General features: G+C 50.1%; 13 protein-coding genes. 6 read left to right on the top strand and 7 right to left on the bottom strand.

Features of this window, described 5'->3' with window-relative positions; translation table 11 throughout:
• Positions 1-40: 40 nt before the first annotated feature.
• Entirely contained in the window at positions 41-1,081 is a 1,041-nt protein-coding gene (locus QNJ26_09025; protein ID MDJ0985674.1) for a metallophosphoesterase, read from the bottom strand.
• Positions 1,072-2,835, bottom strand: a complete 1,764-nt coding sequence (locus tag QNJ26_09020; GenBank protein ID MDJ0985673.1) for a GIY-YIG nuclease family protein — start codon at positions 2,833-2,835, stop codon at positions 1,072-1,074. The genes QNJ26_09025 and QNJ26_09020 overlap by 10 nt, the downstream gene beginning before the upstream one ends.
• Positions 2,836-3,256: 421 nt before the next feature.
• Here QNJ26_09020 and QNJ26_09015 point away from each other — a divergent pair, with 421 nt between their 5' ends.
• The 3 genes from QNJ26_09015 to QNJ26_09005 all read left to right on the top strand — a co-directional run bounded on the left by QNJ26_09015 (position 3,257) and on the right by QNJ26_09005 (position 8,488).
• Entirely contained in the window at positions 3,257-5,221 is a 1,965-nt protein-coding gene (locus tag QNJ26_09015) for a hypothetical protein (GenBank protein MDJ0985672.1), read from the top strand.
• Positions 5,222-5,224: 3 nt separating this feature from the next.
• Complete coding sequence (locus QNJ26_09010; GenBank protein MDJ0985671.1) at positions 5,225-7,006, top strand: 50S ribosome-binding GTPase; 1,782 nt, start codon at positions 5,225-5,227, stop codon at positions 7,004-7,006.
• 369 nt (positions 7,007-7,375) lie between these two features.
• On the top strand, positions 7,376-8,488 hold the full coding sequence (locus tag QNJ26_09005; GenBank protein MDJ0985670.1) for an IS110 family transposase: 1,113 nt from the start codon (positions 7,376-7,378) through the stop codon (positions 8,486-8,488).
• Between the two features lie 352 nt (positions 8,489-8,840).
• Here the strand turns inward: QNJ26_09005 and QNJ26_09000 are convergent, their stop codons facing one another.
• From QNJ26_09000 to QNJ26_08980, 5 genes are all read right to left on the bottom strand, one after another.
• The gene (locus tag QNJ26_09000; protein ID MDJ0985669.1) at positions 8,841-14,363 is read right to left on the bottom strand and encodes a response regulator; all 5,523 of its coding nucleotides are present in this window, start codon (positions 14,361-14,363) and stop codon (positions 8,841-8,843) included.
• Between the two features lie 730 nt (positions 14,364-15,093).
• Positions 15,094-15,666 (bottom strand): flavodoxin family protein, encoded by a 573-nt coding sequence (locus QNJ26_08995; protein ID MDJ0985668.1) that lies wholly within the window; start codon positions 15,664-15,666, stop codon positions 15,094-15,096.
• A gap of 503 nt (positions 15,667-16,169) precedes the next feature.
• Positions 16,170-17,741, bottom strand: a complete 1,572-nt coding sequence (locus QNJ26_08990) for a methylenetetrahydrofolate reductase C-terminal domain-containing protein (protein ID MDJ0985667.1) — start codon at positions 17,739-17,741, stop codon at positions 16,170-16,172.
• 27 nt (positions 17,742-17,768) lie between these two features.
• Positions 17,769-18,587: an epoxyqueuosine reductase gene (locus tag QNJ26_08985; GenBank protein MDJ0985666.1), complete on the bottom strand. Its 819-nt coding sequence runs from the start codon at positions 18,585-18,587 to the stop codon at positions 17,769-17,771.
• A 28-nt stretch (positions 18,588-18,615) separates the two neighbouring features.
• A complete protein-coding gene (locus tag QNJ26_08980; GenBank protein ID MDJ0985665.1) occupies positions 18,616-20,196 on the bottom strand; it encodes a BCCT family transporter in 1,581 nt (526 codons plus the stop codon).
• Positions 20,197-20,933: 737 nt separating this feature from the next.
• Here QNJ26_08980 and QNJ26_08975 point away from each other — a divergent pair.
• The 3 genes from QNJ26_08975 (at position 20,934) to QNJ26_08965 (ending at position 23,644) form a co-directional block, all read left to right on the top strand.
• On the top strand, positions 20,934-21,317 hold the full coding sequence (locus QNJ26_08975; GenBank protein ID MDJ0985664.1) for a hypothetical protein: 384 nt from the start codon (positions 20,934-20,936) through the stop codon (positions 21,315-21,317).
• A 499-nt stretch (positions 21,318-21,816) separates the two neighbouring features.
• A complete protein-coding gene (locus QNJ26_08970) occupies positions 21,817-22,914 on the top strand; it encodes a radical SAM protein (GenBank protein MDJ0985663.1) in 1,098 nt (365 codons plus the stop codon).
• A 205-nt stretch (positions 22,915-23,119) separates the two neighbouring features.
• On the top strand, positions 23,120-23,644 hold the full coding sequence (locus QNJ26_08965) for a nucleoside-triphosphatase (GenBank protein ID MDJ0985662.1): 525 nt from the start codon (positions 23,120-23,122) through the stop codon (positions 23,642-23,644).
• The last annotated feature ends 23 nt before the right edge of the window (positions 23,645-23,667 follow it).

The following is a 23,667-nucleotide window of genomic DNA, read 5'->3' as shown; positions in this document are numbered from 1 at the left end:
GCATGGGCTATTTAGAGATTTCGCGCAGACGGCGAAAATTTCATTTTCGATAATACGCATAATCCACCAAAGCAGCGTCGATGTTCATGCTGTCCGGTGCCAGGGCCCGCAGGGCAGGGGCCCTGAAAGTGGCCATGGCCTGCGGTGAAATCTTGCCGTGCACCTTTAGCTTCACAATGCTGTCCGGTGGCAGGTCATACAGGCTTGATTGAATCCAGGCCTGGATCTGAGCAGCGTTCATGCCGGCGGCGTGCAACTCGAGCTGGGCCATGGGGCGGGTCGGCAGCTCGTGAAACGCCCAATCCTTCAAACCTGCCGTTGACGTTTTTAGCGTCTCAAATTCCAGGATGAGATAGCCTTTGGGCTCCTCTTTTTCGGCAAAGGAAGTGCGCTCGATGGATCCGGGGTAAAACACCGGGGCTTTCAATGGCCTGCCTCTGAGGTCCTTTGTTAAGACCTGAAAACGGTGGATATGCCCGGCTAAAACCGCTGCAAAACCGGCGGGGATATCGCCGCTGCGGATGACATCGTGGCTATAGCGAAAGGTATAGCCACTGGGGCCGACAGTAGCCCCATCAACCGACTGATGCACACAAAGGACATAGCCGTCGGCCTCCTTTTGGCACCAGCCGGTTTGCGCAACCAAATCCAAAAAATGTTTGCGAACGGCAGTGCGCACAAACGGAAAGCCGGCCAGTGCCAGTGCCCCCTGCTTTGTTTGCAGGATGAAGGTGCGCGGGCGATCGAACAAATGAATACCGGGGTGTTGCGCCAGATGGCCGTGGGGAATGGCTGAGCGCTCATGATTGCCGGGCACCAGATAGACCGGTACGCCGCTCTCAGCTACCCGTTTGAGCGGCTCAAAGGCCATTTCCACCAGGCGGGGCGGCACTTTGCTGCGATACAATACGTCGCCGCCGTGGACCACGGCGTCCACTTCGCGATTTAAAGCTGGTTTGAGGGCGCGTTCAAAATTGGCGAAAAACTCCGGGCCCCTGCGGCGCCGTTGGATGCGCGGTCGGAAGGGCAGGTCATATCCCAGATGGGTGTCGGCGATCAGCAGGATACGGATTATACCCATGGCAATAACCTGGCCAGCTGGCGGCTGCTGAGTATCGCCTTTGGGCCAATGCGCAGCTCAATTTTGCGGCCATCGCCCACCAGCCGCCGCAATTCGGTGGTAACCACCCTCAGGCGCTCGTAGGTGGCGACATCAAAAATGTTCTGACGCTGCTGGATGCGTTTGGCATAGCCCGCCGGCAGGGTAGATTTTTGGGCGGCAGGCATTTCTTTCCGTGCGCCCACAGTGCCGTTTTCAAACAACAGGACATGTTTGTGCGGGTCGCCTGCATTACGGGCTTCCCAGGCCAAAGATGATTCACTCAGCAGGCACAGCCAGCGGGCGCGGCGAATCAAAAGCGCGCCGCGCATAATGGCATGTTCGATGCCGCGGGCCACGGCTTCCGGCGTCCAGCTTGGCTCTTCCTTATTTACCTCATCCGCCTCGTCGAGAACCTCTTCATCCGCTTCTTCGGCCGCTGCTAATTTGGCTTCCGCAATGGCCTTAAGCCTTTCACCCCAGAGTTGATGGCCGAGTCCGGCCAGGATCCTCATGGCGGAAGGGTTTTTTAAGCGATTCAGATGATGGCTTTGAAATAAAGCCAGACCTTCTGATAGGCAGTCCGGATCCGGGGCATAGGTTTGTGGCACACCCAGCAGGGCATACGCGTTTTCGAGAGAATGATCCGTGCTTGCGTCCCGGTCTTTGTGCCAACTCGCGAAGGCGTTCATGGCAGTGGTGGTGAGCCCTGCGGGCAGCGGGCCGATGCAATAGTCGGCATCGGGCTGAGCAGCGCAGTGTTCAAGATCGCGGGAGCAAAAAACCAGGTTGCGCTGCCCGGTTTGCAGAGCGATGTTATAGGGTGGATTGTGGCGTTTGATCTCATCTGATTCCAGCACGGCAGCTTCCAACGCCGAGTCGGTGCGGGTCACCTTTAGATTGGCGGCCTGACTGAGCATTTCAAGGGTGTGCTCTGCATGCGGCCCTTTTTGGCGAAAATAACTGTTGACCCGCTGTTTGAGGGAAGTGGCCTTTCCGATGTACAGCAAATCTCCGTTGGAGCGCAGCATGCGATAGACGCCGGGGTTGTCCGGCAAATTGAGACGAATGTCGGGTTTCATGGGATAATCCCGACCGGTTCGCGTTCGCGGAGTCGTGTCTTTCAGCCAGCTGTTGAGTTGATCTAAATCGGTAACACCATGTTCGGCGGCCAGCTGCTCAACAAAATGCTGCCAGATCACGGCCGTGGCCACAGCATGAGCGCCGCTGCGGCGCAGTTGGGGAACCGAATGCCCGAAGTAACCGGCTACGGCCCGCAGCCCTCTGCGCGGCAAGCTAAACAGCAGGCGTTTGGCGATTTCGTGGGTACAGATGATGTCCAAAGGAAAGTCATCCGGCTGCTGCTCAGCCGCATGCAGGTGCTTGAGAAACGCTTTTTCAAAACGGCAATAATGGATGATGGTGGGGCATCTGTCTGTCTGAGCGGCAGCCGCTATCTGCTGTGCGGTCTGGGCGAGCTTGCGCCAGATCTCGGCGGCAGGAAGGGCCCCTTCAGCCTCTGTCCGTGTGATGCCGGTAACACGCTGCACTGCCGGGGGGATCTCAACATCCTCCGGTAGTGCTACACGATAGGCGCTGGCGGTCAAATCATCCGGTATGCCGTTTGCGGCAGCACAGGTCTGAATCCAACCGATTTCCAGCAGGTGCCCTTTTTGCGGGTTGGCACCGGTGGCCTGGCAGTCTAAGGTCAATACTTCAAGATCGGCGAGGGTCATAATTGTTCTAAGCTCCTGGTATTGTACCCGGGCGGGGTTTATCCCCGCCCGAAAAAGAGATTTTAACGAAATCTGATAATAATTCAATGGTTGAAATTTGAAGTTTATTAAATATAATTTGTATTAATGATCTCGGCTTGTTAATAATTAAACTTTGCATGAAAAGTAATGAGTAAAGCATATTATATCAAAAAGCAGTGTGTTAAGACATCTATCGTCGATAAATTGGCTGCCAATTTAACTAAAAGGATTGTGGTCATTTGATCTCATTACTTTTCACCCTGGAGACAACGCGGCGAGCGGAGGCTTCCATCTGCTGCGTTATTAAGGCCGAGTTATAGTACACTATTACCTCGCCCTTAAGTGCCTTGCACATGAAAGCCTCCGACTCGTGCAAAGCTAAATTAAATAGAAATAGCCTATGGAACCCACTTTTCATAACGCTCTGTTGGATTTAAAAGACGGCATCCCGCGTCTGGCGCAGCTGCTGCAGTGCGGTCAGGCATCCGAGATCGCCTCTTGGCGCCACATCGTTGAAGCCAAATTAATACCCCGGTTTTCAACCGATTTCCCGGTTGTCGCGGCCATTTGCGGCGGGGGTTCCTCCGGCAAATCGACCCTGTTCAACTCTCTGGCCGCAGAGCGCCTGGCGCCGGCCGGCGGCCGGGCCGGTATGAACCGCCGGGTGCTGTTTTCGGTTCCGGAAACCCTGGTCAAACAAAACCGGCTGGTGTCAGATTTGGCCGAGCCGTTTAAAGCCGATCTGCAGCCGCTTAAAGACAGCGCCGAGCTTACCCGTCCGGGCAACCCGCTATATGTGATCAACCGCACAGGACCGCAGGATCTGGTTTTATTGGATACTCCCGATTTTGACACTGGCGCCAGAGGAGAATACACCAACCGGGATGTAACCCGCATGGCGCTGGAGGCTTCCGATATTTTCATTTATATATTTACCAACTCCAATTACAACAACCGCGACAACACTGACTTTATGTCCGAAATGCTGACCGGCATCGGCACCCGCAAATGCTTTTTGATCTACCGCGTTTATCCCAATTTTAACGATGCGGAGGTACGCGAGCATGCCATGACCGTGGCCGACGGTATTTACGGTGCTGAGGCTGATAAACATATTCTGGGTATCTACCGCACGGATGAAGATAACCAGGTGGCGGCCGGTGAGCAGTTTATGAAGCTGCGGCCCGTCACCGAAAATGCCGCTGATTTTGATGCCGCGCTGGCTGCCATCGACGCCCCACAGTTGCGACTTGAGCTGCATGGCTCCATCCTGGCGGATGCCTTCAAGAAAGCGCAAGATTTCCTGGCGGATGCACGCTGCTCGCTTGATGAGCTGCAGCTTTATCTGGATGCGTTTCAGACCGTTCAGAGCCAGTATGTGCATGAAGCCCTCAAACATTTTCCGATGGATCGGGTTATGAAACGGTTTGCCAAAATTTGGGCCAAAACCGACCCGGCCCATATTAAGGTTATGCGCAAAACCGGCAATGTGATCGAATTTCCCCTTAAAATGCTTTTCGGAGCTGCTGTTTGGGCCAAGGCGCGCATTGCACCGGGCCCGGAAGGAAAAAAAGATGCCGCCGATTTTAATAAAAAGCTGGAAGAAGATCTGGTGACTGCGGTGACCAGTCTGCATGCCCAGGCCATAGGCCCCCAGATAGCGGTCAGCGGCTCTTTAAACGATCCTGTGGTTGAGCGCATGGCCGGATGTGTTGAGCGCATTCGAATGGCGCGCCGGATCGCCGATACCCAAAACCCCCGGGCGGAATCTGCCGACAAAGACCGCATCCTGCGGTTTTTTGTGGATACCCACCCGGCGGTCTTACCGCAGCAGGCGGCCTTGCGGGACCAGGATTTTAAGACCATGCTGCAGATGATCCTGTCTGAAAAAGAAGAATTGCTGGATATCCCCGCGGACATGCTCAAAGATTTAAAAAAGCTGGCCAACCAATTCCGCAGACAGATGGGTCTGTGGTCTAAAATCAGCCAGACCTTCTGGGCATCGCTGAATGTCTTGCCGGCCACCGCGGCGGTGACCTATGTGCTGTCCACTGGCGATCCAGTTGGTGCTGCGGGTATTAAGGTGAAACTGACCGGTCTTTTCGGGGCCAAAGACCTCTATGCCCTGGTGGCCATACCGGTGACCACCCAGATGAAAAAGGCTGATCAACACCAGCTGCAGACCATGCTGGGACCCATTGCCGAGGCCTGGTTTGATCATAAACTCAAAAAGGTGCAACAGCTTTTTGAGGATACCATCACCGGCGCCACGATTGGCACGGTCGGCGAAACCATCGAGCGGGTCACCGCAGAGCTGACAGCGCTGCAAACCAGTATGGATGTCTGTGCAAAGGAGCTCGGGTAAAATATGAATTTTGATCGTCATACAGCCATTTTAAAGGCTCTGGGTAAAATCGCCGAATCTAAAAATGACCTGCAGCGCTTAAGCACCGAGCTGGGACAGGCACCGATGTGGCTGCCTGGCCGCGGGCTTGAAAAACAGTGCCATCAGGCCACCGGCATGATCGACGGTATCGCTGAGCGCTTTGAGCGCAAGCTGGTGCTCACGCTTGTCGGCCCCAGCGGCTCGGGCAAATCCACTTTGCTAAACGCCCTGGCCGGGGTGGATGACCTTTCCGACATCGGTCATGAGCGGCCCACCACCGATCATTTGATTGTTTTCAGCGCCAATGCCGGGGATAGTGATCAATTGGTGGAAGAGCTGAACAGTGAAATTGTTGAAACCCGCTCGAACCCGGCGGCGGTGCGCTTTGAGCACGTGCTTCTGGTGGATACCCCCGATACTGACAGCCGCGCATTTCGCAAACATATCCCCATTGTCGAAAAGACCATCGCCCGATCAGATATGCTGATCTGCGTATTTGATGCCGAGAACCCCAAGCGACGAGACCATGTTGATTTTCTGGCGCGCTTTATCCCCAACTTCAGTGGGGAATCCCTGGTGTGCGTTCTCAATAAATGCGACCGGCTGGACAAAGCGGAGCTCAAGGATCAAATCGTGCCCGATTTTTTAGAGCATATCCGCACGGGCTGGCAGGTGCCGGCAGATCGGGTGTTTTGCATATCGGCCCGCCGCAATCTCAACGATCCCAATTGGGATGCCGCTGCTGAACCGCGGCATGATTTTGACGAATTTGAAGAGCTGCAGCAGCTGGTGGTCAACACCATCAACCAGGCCGGCTTTGTCATCGACCGGCGAATTGAAAATGTGCGGCGCCTGCGGGATTTTGTCTTTGAAGAAGCCGGCCGCCACGTTTTAGGCCATCAGGCTGTTTTATCAGATGCGGCTGAGCGTATGGCTGCGACTGAAAAAAAAGCGCTGGAGGATGCGCTGGCCGGCATGCAGGAAAGCGGGGTACAACAATTGTTCGGGTTGAATGTGCTGGTGTATCAGAAGCTGGCTCAGCGCTGGCTGGGGCCCATGGGGTGGATGATTGCCATCTGGGCGCGGCTGCTGATTTTTGGCAGCGGCCTCATGGCTGTTCTGCGATTCGGCCGGCCGGTGCGCCAGGTGCTCAACCGTTTGTCGGCCATAAAACAGTCCAAAGATAGCCAGGCAGCCCTTGACGATCCGCAAAAAGATCAGCAGATGATAGCGGCTTTCAGAAATTACCGTCTGGTGGTGCTGGAAAGCTGGCCCGAAATTGCCAAATCCCTTGTTAGGGGCGGCTTTGACAGCTCGATTCGCAAAGTAGAAGATGCCTTGTCAGGCACCGCCGGTTTTGAAGAAAAGCTGGCCGCCATCTGGAGCGGGGCTTTGGACGGCCAGATCGAGCGTTTGACCACCAAGCTCAGCGGCCTGTTTGTTCAATTTCTTTTCAATTTGCCCGCCGTCGGTATTCTGGGGTATTGCGGCTGGTTGACCCTGGAATCCTTTTTCACCGGCGAGTACCTTTCCGGCGATTTTTTTATGCACGCCTTCTGGGCCATCGGTCTGGTTTTATTTTTAAGCTTCTTTATTCTGCAGTTGTGCATCCGAGCCGTGGCCTCCACCAACCGAATCACGGCCAAAGCCTTTGAAAAACTCAAGCATCAGATGGACCATCTCCAAGAGCTCAATCAAAATCCGGTCAAGGCTCAGCTAGATACCGTGCTTGCGCTTGCTGCTTTGGCGGAGTCAGATCGTTGATAAGTTACGCTTACAGATGACAGATGACAGATGACGGAAGGCGGAAGACTGAAGACGGAAGATAGAAGACACAGCTATGTCGGAAGACGGAGATGATTTACCAATAGTCAAAGTCAGTATTTACTTGCCTTGACAACCCGCTCTAACAATATCTGTATGTTAGCAAGAGTAGTGATATCATCTACATATCATCAATTCCTTTAAATTTCAGTTTTCATCATAATATCTAAAATTTTTTTCAGCGTATCAGCTTTTGTATGCATAGACATAATGTTTGAAAGTTGAAAGGTCTGCCCCTTGCGGCGTGGGTTAAGCTGTGCGACCTATAGAGGTCAAAACGGCTCAGAGCCAAAACCAAGGAGGCAGACCATGCAAAAGAAAATATTGTATATTGGCTTGGATGTCCACAAAAAAAGCATCGATGTTGCCATCACCGACGCACGTGCCAACGGTAAGGTTCGATCCTATGGTAAAATTGATGGAACACTCCAAGCGTTGGACAAACTGGTAGGCAAACTCAAATCACCGGGGGCAGATCTTCATTTTGTTTATGAGGCCGGCCCCTGTGGTTATCCGATTTATCGTCATTTAACCTCAAAAGGTCATAGCTGTTCAGTGGTGGCGCCTTCGCTTGTTCCAAAACGAAGTGGCGATCGTATTAAAACCGACCGGCGCGATGCGCTCAATCTGGTGCGTTTGTTTCGTGCTGGAGAACTGACCAGCATTTATGTGCCAACCGCAGAAGACGAGGCCATACGGGATCTGCTTCGCTGCCGTGTTGACATTAGACGAATCGAACGTAAAACCCGTCAGCAGTTGCTGGCTTTTTTATTGCGCCATGGGCATTATTATCCGGGAAAGAAAAACTGGACAAAGGGGCATATGAATTGGCTTGCTGAGCTCAAACCTGCTCACCGAGCACAGCAAATTGTTTTACAGGAATACATTGATGCGGCTAATGAGTGCACGCGTCGAATAAAACGCATCACAGAACAAATCCAGGACTTAGTTGCTCAATGGAGCCGTGCGCCTTTTGTCAGGGCCTACCAGGCGCTACGGGGTGTATCGCTGATTGTGGCAACTACCGTTGTCGCAGAGATCGGTGATATGAATCGTTTCAAAAATCCGAAACAATTAATGGCTTATCTGGGTCTTGTACCCTCTGAGCATTCAAGCGGCAATCGGATCCGTCGCGGTTCCATTACCAAAACCGGCAATAGTCATGTTCGCCGGGCGCTTATCGAAGCTGCCTGGACCTATAACTTGAGGGCGCGAAAAACAAAACCGATCCTGAAACGGCAACAAGGTCTTGATGATCGAATTTGTGAAATATCTTGGAAGGCTCAACTGCGCTTGTGCGGTAAGTATCGCCGCCTTTTTGCTCGGGGAAAATCAAAGCAAGCCATTACCACCGCGATTGCAAGAGAATTAAGTGCCTTTATCTGGGCCATCGATAAACAGGTGCAGCAAATAACTGCTTGAGGCAATAAAATTATTTTAAAAAATTATGGTTCTCCAGATTCCTTGTAGGGGCGCGACCACGGCAAGGAGAATCCTCGCTTCGGCTAAGGGAATGCAAAACTCCCGCACATAGACAGAGGCAGCTCCGCGACGAATACAAGTCTTGCGGTAACCAACCCGCGTATATCAGCATGATCCACCGTCGCTAATAGTCGTGCCTCTTTTAGGAATCTGGAGACCAACATCGTAAATCGCTAACCTTGATAAAAGGGGTGGATAAGTAGTTTTTTATTGACACTTTCAAACATATCAGCCGAAATCCAAAATCCGGCATAATTGTAAACTTCGGTAGGCAATCCAAAAACTCTGATATTCAACCTGCATCTAATGCATCCGCTAATTTTTGGATACCATCCAGGTCAAAGTCTTCGGCCATCTGTATAATTTTTTTGCTGAGTAGCGCGCAGGAATCTGATTGGTCCTTAATTTCCTCTGCGATGGTGTTTAACGTGGTGACATCTCCCATTTCAGCCGCATCACGGATACGTTTGGCAAAGTCTTCAGATAATTCGGTGGCGATTTCTATAAGATCATCAGCGGAAAGTTGTTCGGCGTTTTCTTCAGCGGATGCACCAAGGCTTTGGGCTGACCCCAAGGCTTGATTGAGGGCACCTTCAAGCTTTGAGAATTCTATATTTAGCTCTTTTGATGATGGGGTTATCTTTTCAACTCCTTTGACAAGTTTCTCTAAATTCACCGCGGATGCCTGAAGCTCCGTAGCCGCCAGATTACCGGCCAACCCTTTGAGATTGTGCACCAGGCTGTGGGCTTGATCAAAATCTTCGGCATCAAGCGCCCGGCGGATTTTATTTGCTACCTCGTTATAGTCTGTAGCAAAACTTAATAGCAGCTTCCGATAAAGTTTTTTGTTTCCCTGCAATCGCTTTAATCCATCTGCCAGATCAAATCCCGACAAAAATTCCGGAAGTTCATCTTCTGCAAGGGCCGCCTTGCCCGATTCAGCTTGCTTAACAGGAGCTTCCGATGCCTCGACCTGGGTTCGTTTCTCACACGGTTTTATCCATTTCTGCAGAGTTGAAAACAGCTGTTCAGGGTCAATGGGTTTGGTGACATGACCGTTCATGCCAGCCTCCAGACTTTTATTTTCATCACCGGCCATGGCATGAGCCGTCATCGCAATAATCGGTAAATCTATGAATTTTTGTTCTTTTCGGATTTCACGCGTGGCGGTTAAACCATCCATTACCGGCATTTGAATGTCCATTAAGACGACATCATATGGATTTTTTTTCGCTGCGTCGACGCCTTCCTGGCCATTATTTGCTATTGTAACGTCGAGCCCCACACCCTGCAGAATCTCCATTGCTACTTGCTGGTTAATCTGATTATCTTCTACTAACAGCACGCGAGCCCCTCGCAAATTTTCCAAAGCCTCGGCTTCCTGTTCAGGTCTTTGCGCAATCTGCGAAGTGTCAGCCACTGCTTTGCCAAATGCCTGCATTATGGTGTCAAAAAGCATAGATGGATTAATCGGTTTAAGGAGAAAGCCCTCGAGTCCAACCTTCTCGGCCTGTTGCATGACCTCTTCCCGGCCATAGGCGGTCACCAAAACGATAGCTGGAATTGTTTTCAAATCCTTATGATCTTTGATCCGTTTAGCTGCTTCGATACCGTCCATACCTGGCATTTTCCAATCCATAACAACCAACTCGAAAAGCTTATCTCCCGCAGCATTCTCGAGCTCTGTGATTCCCTCCGGTCCGGATGCAGCCACGGTGACATCGAAAGTAAAAGATTCCAGCATCTCCTGTAAAATGTCCCTTGAGGTTGCATTGTCGTCCACTACCAAAACTCTCATGCCGCGCAATTCGGATGCGGGTTTATATTGCTTTTTGGCTTTTTCTTTTCCCAGTCCGAAGGTGGCAGTAAAGCTAAAGGTACTGCCCTGGCCTTTAGCGCTCTCGACCCAAATTTGGCCACCCATCATCTCTGCCAGCCGCTTGCTGATTGTTAACCCCAGTCCGGTGCCACCATATTTGCGGGTAGTAGATGTGTCTGCCTGCATAAAAGGTTGAAACAGTTTGGCTGCCTGTTCTGCGGTCATGCCAACACCGGTGTCTTGAACCGAAAATTTCAAGGTGACCTGTGAGTTGTCTTTTTTGACCAATTCGGAGGAGACAACGATCTCCCCCGCTTCGGTAAATTTTACGGCATTATTGGATAAATTAATCAGAATTTGCCCGAGGCGAAGCGGATCACCTACAAGTGCTGCCGGCACGGCTGGGTCTATCTTAAAAAGAAGTTCCAGCCCTTTTTCCTGGGTTTTAACGCCCACCAGGGTCGATACGTTGTCAAGGGTATCCTCAAGTTGAAAGTCCACAGACTCCATGTCCAGCTTGCCGGCTTCGATCTTTGAAAAATCCAGGATGTCATTGATAATCCCAAGCAGGGACTTGGCGGAGCTATCTACTTTCTTGATATAGTCGTATTGCTTGGCAGTGAGATTGGTTTTCAGGGCCAGATGCGCCATTCCGATAATGGCGTTCATGGGGGTGCGGATTTCATGGCTCATGTTCGCCAGAAATTCACTCTTGGCTTTTGTCGCTTCAACGGCAGTTTCTTTGGCGATTCTTAGTTCATCTTCTGCCATTTTTTGTTTCGTAATGTCGTTGATCACGAATACAAAGCCACCATCTTCCGTTGGCGCACGATATACTTCCGTGGTTCGATTGCCGGGTATCTTATCTTCATATATCGTCATTTTGGGGGCCTGGGTTGCATCTTCGTACATTTCAACACGCTTTGCCAGCAAGGCTTCATGGTCCCCCGGACCATAGTCACCGCGTTCGGCACGAATGCGTAAAAAGTTAATAAACGGCATCCCTTTATTTCCCAATTCAATGGGAAAATCATACAATTCGTGAAATTGTTTGTTAGTGACCAGAAAATTAAGGTCTTTATCGATCATGAAAATCCCGTTGATCATACTATTTACGGCGGTACTCAATTGGGTTTCCTTTTCTTTTATGACCTCTTCAGCACGCTTTTGTTCGGTGATGTCCATAAATGTAACGACGACACCAACGATCTGTTCGTCTTTTTTTATCGGTGTGCTGGAGTATGCAACTGGAAAGGACGTGCCGTCCTTTCGCCAGAGTACCTCGTCGGCGATATAATGGTTGGTGCCGTCAACACGCGTTAAATACATGGGGCATTCGCTTTTCGGATAGGGCGATCCGTCTGCATATGAATGGTGAATTTTCTCGTGGATTTCCTCGCTGATAAGTTCCTCAGGCCCGTAGCCCAGCAACCGATTAGCAGCCGGATTAATAAAGGTCACTTTACCATCCAGGTCAACGCCAAAAATACCCTCGCCGACTGATTCTAAAAGCAGGCGGGATTTTTCCTCTGAAGAACTAAGTTCAGCGGTGCGGGCATCTACTTCATCCTGGAGCAAAACGCGTTGACGTTCGGAAGCCGATAGGCGCCAGCGAATAACCCCGTAAAAGAGCAAAACGCCGGCCAGCACATACAACACCAGCGCCCACAATCTCAGCCAGGGAGGTGACTTGACGCTGACCTTCAATTTTACCTCCTGCTCGGGTCTGTTCCATATGCCGTCGTTATTAGTACCATTGATCCTCAGGGTATAGGTTCCGCCCTGCAGGCCGGAGTATCGCCCGGAGCGCTTTTTGCCTGCCTCAACCCAATCTCGATCGAGACCCTCGAGTTTATAGCGGTACCGATTCTTGCTTGCGGCAGTGTAGTTGAGTGCGACGTACTCAAACTCGAAGAAGTTTTCCCGCCATCCCAGGTTAATCTCGCGCAAAAGCTCAAAGGCAGTCGGAGACTTGATCGGCTGACCACTCTGTTTGATTTCGGTGAGGTATATCTGTGGTGGATTGGGGTTTTCTTTTAAGTTTCCCGGATCGAAACGGTTTAGCCCGTTAAAGCCTCCGAACCATAGCTGCCCATCGCGAGTCTTGCCCCTTGCAGTGGGAAAGAAGTCGTGACTGTGTAGGCCGTCTTCAACGGTGTAGACTCTAATAACCTGCTGGTCGGCGATGTCGAATTCCACCAGTCCGATATTGGTCCCCATCCACAGGCGGCCCCTGCGGTCCTCCAGTATGTTATGGACAATTTTGGCATTAAATCCAACGCTCCTGTCGAACCGCTTGAAGGTTCCGGCGTGTTTGTCGAATTTGTTCAACCCTTTGTCGGTGCTAACCCAGATGTTGCCTCTGGAATCTTCCATCACATCGTAGACGGTGTTGGAGCTGATGCTCCGGGGATCATCGGGTTCGTGCTGGTGGTGTGTAAAGGTTTCCCGCCGACGATCAAACTTTTCCAGTCCACCACCCCATGTAGCAATCCAGAAAATATCGGGATCATTGCTATCACGGATGAAGCGCACTGATGTGACGGCTGAGAAACTGTCCGGATTCTGTGGATCATGACGATAGACCTTGCGCTCCCGGGTGCGAAGATTGAAGCGGTTTAGACTCTGTTCCCAGCCCACGGCCCAGATGACATCGGGGTCCTCTTTGTCTTGGATCATGGTGTAGAACCAGGTATCATCTGTGATCCTCTCTGTTACTTTGCCATTGACGGGATCAAAATACACCATGCCGGCGGCCGTTGAGACGATAAACTTACCATCGTGGGTCTCGAAGAAACCAGCAGGATAGCCATGCGGCAAACTTGCAGGGTCTTTGGAATCAGGCTTGTGGTGGGCGAAATCGTCGGTTTCGGGATTATACCGGTCCAGACCCGAGCCGAAGTGGCCCACCCAAACATGACCATGGCGGTCCTGATACACGGGTACAGCCGCATCACTGGCCAAACTACGCTCATCAAGCGGGTTGTGGCGGTAGAGGGTGAATTTCTGTCCGCGGGGATCGGCCTTATCCACCTTGCCGTTATTATGCATAATCCACAGCGTGCCGTCTCGATCCTCGAATACGCCGTGCACCGTGTTAGTGGAAAGGCTGAATGGATCGCCCGGTTTTTTCTGGTACTGGCGGTGTCTATACGTGCCAGGATCAAACAGCACCAGGCCGACGGCGGATGAATCGCTTATCAGCGCGATCTCGCCGCTTTTCAACAACACCAGATCCCAGATGCTCATTCGGGGCAGACTGGCGGGATTATTGGGGTGGTGTCTAAAATGACTGAAAAATCCACTGTTACGGTCGCGGCGAATCAGGCCGTTCTCTCGGGTGGCGAGCCAGAGGTGACCGTCCCGGTCCTGAACGATGGACTGGATTGCGTTGTCAGGCAAACTGGCGGGATCGTTTGGATCATGGCTAAATCGGGTGATTTGCCCTGTCTTCGGGTCGAGGCGATTCGCACCGTGGTTTTTGGTCGCCACCCAGATGAAGCCCTCGCTATCCTCAAACAGGCCGAATATATCGTTATCTGAGAGCGAATGCGCGTCTGCTGGATCATGTTGATAATTGTTGAAGTGGTCGGTTTTCGGGTCGTAACGGGAAAGTCCGGCCTGTGTGCCAAACCACAGATAGCCCTGACGATCTTGAATGATGGTGCGCGATGAAAGGTTGAAGACATTGCCCGCCAGGCTGGATTCCGGCTGAGCGGGGTCCTTAAAAAACCGGGTGATGGTATTGGTACGTTTGTCGTAGCGATTGAGGCCGTGATTGGTGCCCGCCCAGATATGACCGTCTCGATCTTCGAATAATTGGGTTACGAAGTCACTGGAAATGCCATCCTCGCCTTCTCGAATCATCCATTTGCTGGAGCCGTCAAAGCGTAGCATTCCATTATAAAAAGAGGTGAACCATAGAAAACCTTCGCGATCCTGAATAATAGCAAATCCGGGCTCGCCACCGATATCGAATACATACTCGAATTTCATCTGTGTTGCCGATGTTTTTGCAAAAGAAACTACAGGCAACCCGACTATTATTGCAAGCAGTGCTACTCCAAGCCGACGGTAGTATCGGCTGAAGCAGTGCTCAAGTGTAATGAGTAATTTCTTTGGGAAACTGCACGTTTTATCGCAGGATAGTATGCTCATGGATTTCTTCTTTCTTATTCCACCTAATTCTAAAAAGTATTTTATTCATTATTCCTCGTTTGAATGCGCACAGATTAACTTTTTTTTCAGTACATTTCAACTGGCTTTCAGTTCGAGATTTATGCAGACGGGATTATGAAAAAAACAATGAAGTGGACCTTTATCCGTGATAAGGGTTTCATGTTAGATACATTTCAATTGAATCAAATACCATGGTGTTTTTGCCTTACTATTCCCAATCTAAGCTACTTGGAAGGATATCAGATTGTAGATTCCGTTCCTGATGCGAATCTTTGGAACACTACAAAAATTTTTGTACATTTCATTTGCCAATCCTAAAATTTCCAGGCTGGATCTTGGATTTATAATATTTGAAAAACCGGCATCGGACAATCGAATCTAATGCTGGCCTCAACTGATATGATGGAAGTGTGGTAATATAGAAAATAAAAGAAGGAGCGAATTTCTATTTCTCTCCGCCCCTTTTTCACGAAATTGATAATGATGTGTTGTTTTTACCAGAATAATCCAATTTATATACCTGAAAATATCTGGCCCACAGACACAATTATTGAATCTGCTTTAGAAGCCAAGCCATGTTCTGTCCCAGTGTTCGCATAGTGCCCTGGGCCTCTTTGTCCTTTTCGACATCACCTTTATCGCGACCAAAGCCCATATTCCAATAATTCGAACCGGGCACGATCATCTGGCTAATGAAGAAAAAGTTGTTCAATGAGGCGAAGGTGTGGCTGGCACCACCTCGGCGTGCAACAACGACTGAGGCCCCCAGTTTGCGACGAAACATGGCATTATTAGCGATAGCTGTCATCCCGGCTCGATCGATTAAAGCTTTGATTTGAGACGTTACATTCGAAAAGTAAACCGGGGAGGCGAGAATGATCGAGTCCGCAGCAAGCATCTTTTCAATGCATTCGTTTAAATCATCTTTTTTCACTGCGCATCGCTGATCTTTATTTTCAAAACATTTGTAACAGGCGATGCAGCCGTTGATCTGCTTGCCTTTCAATTGGTAGAGCTCAGTTTCGATGCCTTCCTTTTCCAATTCATCAAAAACCCAGCGAGTCATAATGGCTGTATTGCCGTCTTTGCGAGCGCTGCCGTTGAATGCGATAGCTTTCATCTTTTTCCTTTCCTGATATATTCATATTTCCAACATTATTTTTGCCAGCTGTTCTACATAAAAACTAAATGGTTGGGCAAGAACTTTCTTTTATGTTCTCTGCATTATTCCCCGGGCATATCGTGTCCGTTTAGATTTTGAATGAAACTATGACCATAGACAAAATTTATAGTCTCAAGAAGCCTAACCGGGCGAGAAACGGGGTGATGACCTACATTGAAGCAATGAGGTGGATCGAAAATCTGTATGCCTAATAAGCACGGGGCAATGCAATTTTAACATTGCCCCACTTATCCATAATTTTCTGATTTATTATATTTCTTTTGCTAACCTGGAAAATTTCGGCTTTTTGAGATTGCACCAGCATAGCCGAAGTCCACAATTTGGCCAACGTGAGTATTGCAGCCTAATATAGAATGTAAAAATGATTCGGAATGGTGGTAAATTTTTAAGGTGTTTCTGCCCATAATCACCTCTTTAATTCAGGTAGTGAGCGCCCGGCATCAATGTTTATTGTGTGCATTATGACTGTCGGTTTCCAAACGACAGGTGACTGGGCCGTAATAAGGAGCGATCTTGCTTGAGGCTGTCTGGTGGTCTCGGCCAAGGTGAAAATTGAGCCAGGAAGAGGAATGGTTCAGTTCCCACATACGGGGCGGCACAAAATCACTGAACATTTCCTGGGTTTGTCCCGTGTTTGACCAGCGCCGATAGGCTCTTACCCACACGCATAGTTGCTCGGGGCGTACCTCGCATTTACCGTTGAGACTGCCGCCGCAGGCACCGTTGCGGGTATGTTTGGGGCAACCGGACTCGGGGCACTGGAAGGCCAGGTGCTGCAGCCCGCAGTCTCCACACCTTTGGCAGGAAAAAAGCAATATTTTAACAGGGTGTTCCATCACATGCATCAATGCTCGGCCGAAACGGTTTTTATCCAGCCCACGAGCCAACGGCCTGAGCAAGAATCTACATGCAGAATCAAAACTGAAGAATAGATCGTGCATTTTTTGCATCACACCAAACAGAAATCTTTCCGCTATTGAAATTGGTTGTTTCGTTTGAAGCGGGTTTGCCGGTTGGTCATGCTCTGTCGATTGGCGGGGATAGGCATAGTAGCCGTAGGGATTGGCATAGTTGAATTCCGGCAAAAATTCACGCCAACGATCTTCAATGGCCTCCATTCGATCTAGTATCCAGGCGACGCGGTCAAAGCTTTGGTCAAGCCCACCAATATGAACGCCGCGGTAACCAAGGCCCTTAAGGACAACCCCCAGCCGCGCTGCTCTCTCCAGGGCAGCCTGGCGGCCCTCTTCTTTGTTTTGCCATTCCGAGGTTACCTTTTGGAGAAGCTCATCCGATACCACACAGCCGGGGATCTTTCCCTGATTCATCATGCGGGCAGCCCCGGGTGTCAGCACATATAAGGATGCCAGGGTCGGCACCGAACAGCCCATCTGTTTTTGAACACGGATGAGTTCCTCAAATTTGCGCACATCAAATCCAAGCTGGGTGATGACGTAATCTGCGCCAGCAGCTAATTTTTTGCTCATTTTGGCATACTGGGCCCACACCTCAGCCTCAGTGTATTTGAACGGCGAAACAGCACAGCCGATAATCAGGTCTTTCGGATCCTTTAATTCCTGGGTTTGCTTGAGCATATTCAGCATGCAGATCAGACTCACCGAATCCAGATCAAACACTGGCGTGCCCTGTTCCCCGCCTGAGCTGGTATAGTCTCCACTGAGTGCTAAAATGTTGTGCATCCCCACCATGGCCAGTTGCAGGGCGCGGCTTTGCATACCGCCCCGATTGATGTCACGACAGGTAAAATGAACGATGGCATCCATCCCCATACCAATGATTTCAACGCCCAATGCATCCGGTGCCAAGGCCGGATTGCCGCCGGGATTGTCCGTGATGGAAAGGGCGGACACCCGTCCGTCTTTAAGGGCGTCGGCGGCAATTTTAAGAACTGTATCCAGCTTGCGGCGTGTCGGTTGAGTCCCGGGGACCAGTTCCAGGGTCACCATGAATTTTGATGGATTCTGCATATCGTCCTTGAATGTGTGCAGCATGGTCGCTTCCCGATCAAATTTTAAAGGTTAACGCTTGCCTACCGGACAGGTTAGTTCGCACTTCCGGCAATATTTTATGACTTTGACGGGCTCTTCAAAGCTCTCGACGTCCTGCTCGACGGCCTCGTCGTTATCGATGTCCATCTGAACACCACAAACGGGCCGGCTGAAATTCCCATCCCGACCCGGCAGGATATCCTGATTATAATCTTCTGCTTGATAGATCATTTCCCCAAAAGCGTTTTGGGGGCATGCTTTTCGGCATAGCCCGTCACATATGGCGCAGGGATTGAACGGACTCGGTCCCGTGGATGGAAAAGACTCGGAGAGCGTCAGCGCCCTGAGCCGTATCCGGGGGCCGTACTCGGGTGTGACAAGGATGTTGCTCTTGCCGATACACCCTAATCCGGCCATTACCGCTGCATCCTTCAAGTAGATGCCGCCTTTTTCGACATGATAGGGCAAATGAAACGTATCGATACCATATGTCTCTGTTATCCAGGGGCAAAGTGCCTTGACCGTTTTTGCCAGCACGCGGTTGCCGGGCGGATCAACCCTTCCAAACCACCAGTCCATTTCGGGTTTGTCTGCCGGATGTTCCACCGCGATGACGAGCACTGTTTCAGCATTCGACGGCCATTCAACTTCTCCCGGTTTAAGCCCCGACTTACCTTCCCGGGTGCGGGTGCCGATACCTTTGCCGGCATCAGGCATCTGGGGTGCAAAGGTAGAGGACGGGGCACGCTTAAGCTCCTCAACATTGGCAAAGCCGGCCAATGTCGCCCCGAATTCCTTGGCTTTTTTCAGGATGGCCGATGAGGCCTTCAATGTTTTGGCGTAATTCATATTTTTCTCCTTAAAATTTTTGTCTGTATCATTCTACAGGTTTTATTTTTTCATATGGTAACGCGTCGACACGCACTTTTAAAATGTCCCCGTAATCCTCTTTGATCCATTTCATCATTGAAAACATCATGAGAATAAGGACCGGGATCAAGGGCAATGCCACAGCGAGTGAACAAAGGGCAACTGCCTTTAATGCGCCGATCGAAAGAAGCCCCAGCGCAAGCAGGGCCAGTAGCAGCCCCCAGAGCGTCCTGTTCCATCTGGGCGGTTCCTGGTCACCGGCCAGCTCTGTAGTTACCTGGGAAGATAATGTATAGGCAGCAGAGTTTATCGTGGTTGCCAGAAAAATGGAGCATAAAATCGTAAATGCCGGAATAAATATATATGATGCGCCCGGCAGAGTGTCGAGAATGGCCACAATGGTCACATGATTGGACCAGTTGGATTCTTTCAGGATGGCATAGACATCGAGGCCCCCGGAAGTTTGCAGGTGGATGGAATATCCGCCCCAAACGGCAAAAAAGACCCAGCACCCCAGACTTCCCCAGATCAACTCGCCCAACACGACCTGACGGATGGTTCGGCCCCTCGATATGCGCGCAACGAAAAGTCCCATCAAGGGGGCATAGGCGACCCACCAGGCCCAGTAGATGACTGTCCAGGTTTCAGGAAAACCACCGTTTGAAATAGGATCTGTCCAGAGGCTCAGTCTAAAATACTCGCTGAGCATCAGCCCAAGGCTGTTGCACCATGTATTCAGGATAAACGTTGTCGGCCCGATGACAAATACATAAAGCAGCAAGAAAAAAGCGATATAGGTATTGATGTCGGCAAGCTTTGAGATGCCTTTTTTAAGCCCGGCCCAAACTGTAATGGTGAACAGCGTCGTCCAGATGATCAAAACCGTCACCTGCAAGGCGAAGGTTTCAGCCAGCCCTGTCATTTTGGAAACCAGTGCCGTTCCAAGCGGCACTGCAAGGCCAAGACTTGTGGCGACACCGCCGATCATGGCGAAAATAACGATTATATCGATTAATTTTCCAAACAATCCATCAGCATGCTTGCCGATGATGCCACGACAGGCTGCGCTCAGGCGCAGGGCCGGCACCTTTTTAACATGGATGGCATAGGCAATTGGAAATGTTGGAAGGGCATAAATGGCCCACGGTGTTATCCCCCAGTGGAACTGCCCATACATGCCCGCCAGCTCACCTATGAGTCCCTTTTGTTTGTCCGGGTCCGCATGGAGCATGCTGGCATTCAGGTAGTAAACTGGCTCGATAAATGCCCAGTAGACAATGGCAATCCCGATACCGGCACAAAATATCATGGCCACCCAGGAATAGGTTGAAAATTCAGGCTCGTCGTCGGGATCACCGAGTTTGATAGTGCCCCACCTCGAGGATGCAAGCCAGATAAGCACGATAACGCAAAAAATGCCGAAAAGCAGAAACAGCCATTTGAAATTGTGTGTTATGCCGGCGAATAACACATCAACAACCGCTTTCCCCGATTCGGGGAAAATGGACAGCAACAGCCCGAGTACGCCTGTGATAACAATACCGGGCCACATCAGGACATGATCTACGCGTGCAGGCTTTTCTTCCATATTAAACTCCCTTCAGTCATGATTAACAATTTTAGATCGGTTAAATTTGGAATAGACCCGTTGCATATGGCCATAATTAATTTTGTTACTTAGCTGACTGTTAATAAGTGCCTGTGAAATAATGGTTTTCTAAAAGAAACCGGTATTATTGGGTTTGACGGATTCGCAGCGCTCAAAATAGTAACACTATATTCCATGCTAACAAAAGTCAGAAAATATTTGGCCTATTTTGACATCTATCTTTAAATGATATCTTGAGGACCGTGTACTAAATTTAGGATAAACAAATGGTATTAAGGGGAAATGATTCTCACGAAATAACAGGACAAAAGCGTTTTATCCCTATACGCCATATCCATGACTTGAAATTTAATTTGAAAAACCTATAATATATCTCTTATTTAGTTAGAAATAGACATAATATATCTAATGAATATTTTCCGAAGCTCATAGTGGAGCGTTCATTAATTTGTTTTTTAAAACAGGCGTTTGCACAATCGGATTTCATGATTCAGTAAGATTGATGGAGATCATTCAGAAAGTTATATTAGCAAACATCGGGATTCCTGACACCTTCCAGACCTGCGCAGCCTTAATGGCGAAGAGGGGAACACTGATACCTGTAATGCTTAAAAGACGCATCTTCTAATATTTTAATTTAATAGTATGACCATTTTAATTTTTGCACTTTTGTGAGCTATTCAGCAGGGTGCAAGGCTCCTTCTGGAAATTTATTTATGGCGAAACAGGGCCGAGAGCTGCCCCCACCCACTAAAAACGACATCATTAGCCAGCTCGAGCACATGCTGGCCAGTCCGGATTTTCACGCCACGCCGCAGCAAACAGCCATATTAAAATATATTGTGAACCAGAACCTGGCCGGTAAAGCCCGTGAAATAAAAGATGAAGCCGTTGCGGCGAAGGTATTCGGCCGAGACGCGGACTACGACCGCAATATCGACCCTATCGTAAGCATACAGGCCGACATACTGCGGCGGGTATTGGAGCGTTATTACCGGGACGCCGGTAAAAACGACTCGGTTCGCATCGACATCCCCCCTGGCACCTACGTGCCAGTGTTCAAAAAGCGGAAGCTGAAGGGCCCTGAATCTGGGACTTGACACCCTCTTAATAATAAATTGGTATTATCGAAGACGATCGCGAGTCCGCTGCAAACTGCTTAAACTCAAACCTGATCTTGCGAACTCAAATAAATGCTGATCCGGTACTAAATCAAGTTCGAAGATATCCTTGAACGGGCCATCAAAGGACTTGATGCGATAGGTGTCGCGGGTTGGATAGATTTCGTAATCACATCTCAAAATTATACAGTTGATTCTCTTTTTAGATTTCGTGCCTGAACCACCAATTCCCTTTTATTGTGGATTTGTTACGCCTGTCTGCAAGATATTCCGTCCAAAAAAATTACAGATAATATAAACGGATCTAAACTCTGGTAGACTCCTATTAAGCTGTGATATCATTGCGCCAAACGAAGTCTTGACTCACTTTCCGATTCTGTCAATTTAAGTATAATTCAGGACAGATGATAAAAGCGCTGACATACGACTTCTGCCTTCTGTCATCTGCCTTCTGACCTCTGATTATTTGGAAAGAATGATGGCCTACTGCACCTTATGCCAACGGAAGTCGCCGGAGATATCCAAAGCCCTGGGACTCTGTCTTAACTGCATTCGCCGACGGCCAAAGGAGGCGCTGGAAATTGCCGCCGAAGTTCACCGCCAGAGCCGGCTGGAATTCGGACTGCCGCCTGCTCCCCCGGACGATCCGGAGGGTGTGCTCTGCCGGGTTTGCGCCAATTGCTGCCGCATACCTGAAAATGACATCGGATACTGCGGCTTGCGGCGCAATGAAAATGGCCATTTGGTGGGCGCCACTTCCACCAACGGCAAACTGTCCTGGTATCATGATCCCCTGCCGACCAATTGCGTGGCGGACCGGGTATGCGCCGGCGGTACCGGATGCGGCTTTCCCGACTATGCTTATCGACGCGGCCCCGAAACCGGCTATAAAAATCTGGCGGTTTTTTTCCAGGGCTGCTCATTAAACTGCCTGTTTTGCCAGAACTGGCATTTTCGCAACCAAACTTTGGCAGCGCCTTTTCAAACAGTTGAGGATTTGGTTGCAGATGTGGATGAACGGACCTCCTGTATTTGCTATTTCGGCGGCGATCCTGCTCCGCAGATGCCCTTTTCTTTGAAAGCGTCAAAGCTGGCGCGGCAAAAAGGCGCTGAGCGGATTTTGCGAATCTGCTGGGAAACCAATGGCTCCCTCAGTCCGAATCGGCTCGATCAGATGATGGAAATGGCACTGGAAACCGGCGGCTGTGTTAAGTTTGATCTTAAAGCCTGGGACCCGGTGCTGCACAGGGTGCTCACCGGTGTTTCCCAGCAGCCCACACTGGACAACTTTAGGCGCGCAGCTGAAAAAATCTCACAGCGGCCGGTTCCGCCGCTGCTGGTTGCCAGCACTCTGCTGATGCCGGGGTATATCGATCCGCAGGAGATTGCCGCAATTGCCGAGTTCATCACCGGGATCAACCCCGACATTCCCTTCAATCTGCTGGCCTTTCACCCTCAATTCCTAATGTCCGATTTGCCTATAACCTCAACAGCGCTGGCGACAGAATGTCTGCAGGCCGCCCGGGATGCCGGGTTAACCCGTGTGCGTCTTGGGAATGAGCATCTGCTGGTTTAGGCTTACAATATGAAATGCGAGAAATCCCTCTTAAGGGCTTGAAACTGATTGTCGGGTTTTATTTGCTGTTACGGGTTGCGGGTTTCGTGTTACGAGTTTAATAATTCTGAGCTGTCGACCCGAAACGCGGAACACGCAACTCGCAACGGTTTGAATATTTGCGGTGCACACATGGAGAATACGATATAAACAGGGAAAAATTAGTATGAGTAACCGACACATTCTGATAACCGGACTGCCGGGGTCGGGCAAGACAACCCTTTTTCGGCGGCTGGTGGATGAATTGCAGCACCTGAATCCGATCGGGTTCTACACAGCCGAAATCCGCAAGGGTAAATCCCGCCAGGGCTTTGGCCTTTGCAGTTTAGACGGCCGCACCGGCACACTGGCACATGTGGATTTGAACACCGGCTACCGGGTGGGAAAATATGGCGTGGATGTTAAGGGACTTGAGATTTTTCTGGATATGCTGCCATTTTCGACTTCGAAAACCAGTGTGGTGATGATCGATGAAATCGGTAAAATGGAATGTTTATCCGTGCGGTTTATCGACATCATTAAGGCCATATTAGCGTCAGACAAACACCTGGTGGCAACCATTGCACAGAAGGGCGGCGGCCTGATCGCGGAATTGAAGAGACGACCAGATGTACGGCTGTTTGAGCTGACGCGTCAGAATCAAGACCAAATTTTAACAGAAGTTTGTTCTTTTTTTCAGGGGCCAGATTAATCTCAACTAAATAAGGTTTTAGC

The organism is Desulfobacterales bacterium, assembly GCA_030066985.1.
Classification (GTDB): Bacteria; Desulfobacterota; Desulfobacteria; order Desulfobacterales; family JAHEIW01; genus JAHEIW01.
This window is presented reverse-complemented; position numbering and strand designations above follow the sequence as displayed.

Excerpts from the sequence above, each read along its gene's own strand:
- QNJ26_09025 (MDJ0985674.1), bottom strand. The coding sequence starts at position 1,081 with ATGGGTATAATCCGTATCCTGCTGATCGCCGACACCCATCTGGGATAT.
- QNJ26_09020 (MDJ0985673.1), bottom strand. The coding sequence starts at position 2,835 with ATGACCCTCGCCGATCTTGAAGTATTGACCTTAGACTGCCAGGCCACC.
- QNJ26_09015 (MDJ0985672.1), top strand. The coding sequence starts at position 3,257 with ATGGAACCCACTTTTCATAACGCTCTGTTGGATTTAAAAGACGGCATC.
- QNJ26_09010 (MDJ0985671.1), top strand. The coding sequence starts at position 5,225 with ATGAATTTTGATCGTCATACAGCCATTTTAAAGGCTCTGGGTAAAATC.
- QNJ26_09005 (MDJ0985670.1), top strand. The coding sequence starts at position 7,376 with ATGCAAAAGAAAATATTGTATATTGGCTTGGATGTCCACAAAAAAAGC.
- QNJ26_09000 (MDJ0985669.1), bottom strand. The coding sequence starts at position 14,363 with ATGAAATTCGAGTATGTATTCGATATCGGTGGCGAGCCCGGATTTGCT.
- QNJ26_08995 (MDJ0985668.1), bottom strand. The coding sequence starts at position 15,666 with ATGAAAGCTATCGCATTCAACGGCAGCGCTCGCAAAGACGGCAATACA.
- QNJ26_08990 (MDJ0985667.1), bottom strand. The coding sequence starts at position 17,741 with ATGCTGCACACATTCAAGGACGATATGCAGAATCCATCAAAATTCATG.
- QNJ26_08985 (MDJ0985666.1), bottom strand. The coding sequence starts at position 18,587 with ATGAATTACGCCAAAACATTGAAGGCCTCATCGGCCATCCTGAAAAAA.
- QNJ26_08980 (MDJ0985665.1), bottom strand. The coding sequence starts at position 20,196 with ATGGAAGAAAAGCCTGCACGCGTAGATCATGTCCTGATGTGGCCCGGT.
- QNJ26_08975 (MDJ0985664.1), top strand. The coding sequence starts at position 20,934 with ATGGCGAAACAGGGCCGAGAGCTGCCCCCACCCACTAAAAACGACATC.
- QNJ26_08970 (MDJ0985663.1), top strand. The coding sequence starts at position 21,817 with ATGGCCTACTGCACCTTATGCCAACGGAAGTCGCCGGAGATATCCAAA.
- QNJ26_08965 (MDJ0985662.1), top strand. The coding sequence starts at position 23,120 with ATGAGTAACCGACACATTCTGATAACCGGACTGCCGGGGTCGGGCAAG.